The organism is Bacteroidota bacterium, from assembly GCA_030706565.1.
Taxonomy (GTDB): domain Bacteria; phylum Bacteroidota; class Bacteroidia; order Bacteroidales; family JAUZOH01; genus JAUZOH01.
In genome coordinates, this window is the sequence record JAUZOH010000375.1 from 1 (window position 1) to 3,652 (window position 3,652).

Below are 3,652 nucleotides of genomic sequence, written 5' to 3' on the forward strand. Positions count from 1 at the left end.
GGGTTTCATCTGGTTTAATGCCTTGGCCAGAGACTGATAGCCGCCTATGGCAATGTAATCGGTAATTGATTCGGGATTAATAAGTCCGGCATCACGGAGCACGATTTTTTTCTGACCGCTGAAAAAGGGAATCTCATTCCAGAGTGGAAATTCTGTATAATCTTTTCCAAAAACATGATGGGAGGTCGGATAGTCCCATTCATCAATCCTGCAGAGAACCTTGGCGGAATAAGGCTTCTCTTTTTCTATGTCTTTGACAATATAGGCGATATCTTTTCCGCAAACCCTGTGGTAAACAATCAGGGGCTTTCCCGGAATGTACACAGTTACCAGCGGTTCTTCGGAACAATATCCGAAGCAGCCGGTTTTTTTCAGAATATAGGGCAGTTGTTTTGTTTCAATGTATTGTTTCAATTTGAAAAATACAGCATCTGCTCCATTGCCGATTCCACAGGTACCCATTCCTACTAAAATCATGGGAACCGAAGGATATACATCTGATATGTGCTGATTTTGTAATGATTTTAGATCTGTCGGTTTCATACGTTTATAATTTATTTTCTAAGGTCGTATGGAACACCCATATATTATATTTATTGGTGTTTTGTGTTTCAGGAATCATGGGTGTTTCATGTGAGTTTAACTTTATTGGACTGACAAGCCCGGTTGTATTTTATGAACATCATTATTTGATATTCTGCCTGAAACTGACATGAGATCATTATAATATCAGGCAGAAAATTAGAGGGATCACTGGTTACTTTTTTTTCTTCTTCCTGATTACTTCAATGATTTTTTGAAGCTTCTGAGAGTTCATATTGCTGTAAATTACATCATCAATAGCCACAACAGGGGAAAGGGCACATTGCCCAAAGCAGGCTACTGTTTTGATGGTGAACATGTTATCCTTAGTCGTGAACGATGATTTTCCACGTACTTCTTCCGGTTTGATATCAAAGAAATGATTTACATCATCCAGCAGAGCTTTTGAACCCTTTGTATGACAGGCTGTTCCCCGGCAAATTGTGATGGTGTGGTCGCCCTGAGGGGCCAGATTAAAGAAAGAATAAAAAGTTGCCACCGAATATACCTGTGAATAAGGTATATTCAGTTTACGCGAAATAATTGTAAGCGTTTCTTTAGGCAAATACCGGTGTGGATTTAATTTTTGTGCCTCTTCAAGGGTGGAAAGCAGGAAACCGGGTTGGTCTTTATGCCTGCTGATAATTTTGTCAAGTAGTGTAGCAGTTAAAACGTTTTCTTCAGTTTTCATGGCAAATGGTTTTTATGGAAGTTTCTGAAAATCATTTTGGACCAAAGAACGAATTGCTGGATTTTAACTTTATGTGCACTAGAAATTATTACTAATATAATAAAATTCAATTGTTTTTATCAAAAAAAAATATATGATAAAAGACATAATTTTTAAAAAAATATATAACATATTGATTATTAGACGATTAACGGTTGGCCCTGTTTTGCAACTACTAAAATAGCTCAATAACAGCAGCAATATATTGGGTTAAAAATTCAAAGAAGGAAAAATACTAAAGTTATACCACTGAAATTTTTCTTTTTAATGTTTTAGAAAAATTAATCAAGGATGTTCTCATTATAGATAGGGTCGAATGGAATTATGATTTTTATCTTTTGTTAATCAATAGATTGTGATTTGTGCCTTTTGAATCTTTTGCATGTTTTGCAACATCGGGACATGTCTTAAATACATCTCACCTCTTCAACATCTGATTATAGAAATAAATTTGCAACATAAAGGAAGATGTTGTTAATGGATTAATATATGAGGTTTTAATGAAAAATAATTTTTTTTTAGTTTTTTTAGCTTTGTTACTGTTTATGCCTGAAGCTTTCTGTCAGCATAAACTGCTTATTTTAGATATGGTGCATAATAATCCTGGAGAACCGTTAACGGTTACTTCTTTTCGGGATCCCAATAAAATTGCAGAATATGGATATAATGGAATGGTCATTAATGAATTCAGACCGGTTAGTTGTGCTGTTACTTATGATTCATTAAATAGGAATATTTTTCCAAAAGGTTCGGAATCGCGAAAATGGGTAGATAGCATGACCATTGTGATCAGGCATCAAATTGATTCATGCCATAAGGCCGGACTCAAGATTTTTTATTTTACAGATATTATTGTTGTTCCGAAAAGGTTGAAAGAATTGTATCATGATCAGATTTGTGATTCGAACGGACTAATTTCCTTTGAAAAACCCATGACTGAAAAAATTCACCGTATTATGCTTGATGAAATTTTCGAAAGATTTCCTGGCCTTGACGGACTGGTGATACGTACAGGCGAGACTTATCTGCAGAATGTACCATATCATACCGGTAATGGGCCTATTCCTCGAGATGAAAGTTCGTGGGCACACAATAAGACTCTTTTGACAGACGGGGGTGAAGATATTCATATTAAGCTGATCAACCTTTTACGTGATGAGGTTTGTGTTAAGTACAAAAAGATTTTGATATACAGGACATGGGATTTTGGCTTCTTTCATACTCAGCCTCAGTATTATTTAAACGTAACCAATCGTATTAAACCTCATCCCAACCTCTATTTTGCTATCAAACATACACAAGGTGATTATCACAGGACGATTAAATTTAATCCGACTTTGGGTATAGGCAATCATAAGCAGATTGTGGAGGTGGAATGTCAACGTGAATATGAAGGTAAAGGTGCCTTCCCGGATTATGTGATAAACGGGTTAATAAATGGTTTTGAAGAATACTCAAATGATAAATCGCCTAAGAGCCTGAAGGAATTGAAATCAAATAAAAATTTCGCAGGCATTTGGTCTTGGTCACGCGGTGGGGGTTGGGTAGGGCCTTATATTAAAAATGAGCTCTGGTGTGATTTGAATGCCTATGTGGTTAGTCATTGGGCTGCAGATACTACTCAAAGCGAAGAAAAGATATTTAATGGTTATGCAACAAATGTTCTTGGTTTGAAAGGTAAGAATGTAGTTAAATTTCGAAAACTTTGCCTGCTCTCGGCAGATGCTGTCATCAGGGGACATGAGTCATTACTTTTCCCGGTTGATCCATGGTGGACACGCGACGAGTTCTTGGGAGGATTGAACGAACTGAAAAGTACTTTTGACACCATCATAGCCCAGCATCTTGTTAAGGAAGCCTTGCAGGAAAAAGAACTGTGTGTCAACCAGTGGAAACAAATATTTAATTTGGCCGGTTCAATAGAATGCCCTGATCCAAAAACGAAAAATTATATAATGGTTTCATCAGAATACGGATTGATCTTGCACTCCATTGTTGAAAAGGGATGGACGATCTTGTTGAAGGGAAGAGTAGGCGACATTAGTGGAAAATATGATAAAACTGGCATTCGTAAGGCAATCCGGGCGTATGATAATTTATGGTTGAAGTTTGAGGATTTATCCAAGCGTGAAAAACAATGTGCTACCTTATATAAACCATATAGTTTTAATAATATTTCTCCTACCTATCATGGAGTAGACGGGATGAAGTACTGGGTGGATCATTATCGCAGCCTGGTAAAATAATTTAACTGGTTCTAAATGAGAATTGAATAAAATATGAACATCAGTGATTCTAAGTTAAAACATATAATGTTTAAGTCGTTGTATTCAAGGAAAA

3 protein-coding genes are annotated in these 3,652 nt (G+C 36.3%); 1 reads left to right on the forward strand and 2 read right to left on the reverse strand.

All coding sequences use genetic code 11. From position 1 onward, the window contains the following. On the reverse strand, window positions 1–543 hold a 543-nt coding region (locus Q8907_14290), incomplete at its 3' end, for a proton-conducting membrane transporter (GenBank protein MDP4275441.1). Between the two features lie 214 nt (window positions 544–757). Next, entirely contained in the window at window positions 758–1,273 is a 516-nt protein-coding gene (locus tag Q8907_14295; GenBank protein MDP4275442.1) for an NAD(P)H-dependent oxidoreductase subunit E, read from the reverse strand. A gap of 539 nt (window positions 1,274–1,812) precedes the next feature. Here Q8907_14295 and Q8907_14300 point away from each other — a divergent pair. Next, the gene (locus Q8907_14300; protein ID MDP4275443.1) at window positions 1,813–3,558 is read left to right on the forward strand and encodes a hypothetical protein; all 1,746 of its coding nucleotides are present in this window, start codon (window positions 1,813–1,815) and stop codon (window positions 3,556–3,558) included. Window positions 3,559–3,652: the final 94 nt, after the last annotated feature.

Bases quoted from the DNA above. Each gene is read 5' to 3' on its own strand.
- Q8907_14295 (MDP4275442.1), bottom strand. From the start codon at position 1,273: ATGAAAACTGAAGAAAACGTTTTAACTGCTACACTACTTGACAAAATT.
- Q8907_14300 (MDP4275443.1), top strand. From the start codon at position 1,813: ATGAAAAATAATTTTTTTTTAGTTTTTTTAGCTTTGTTACTGTTTATG.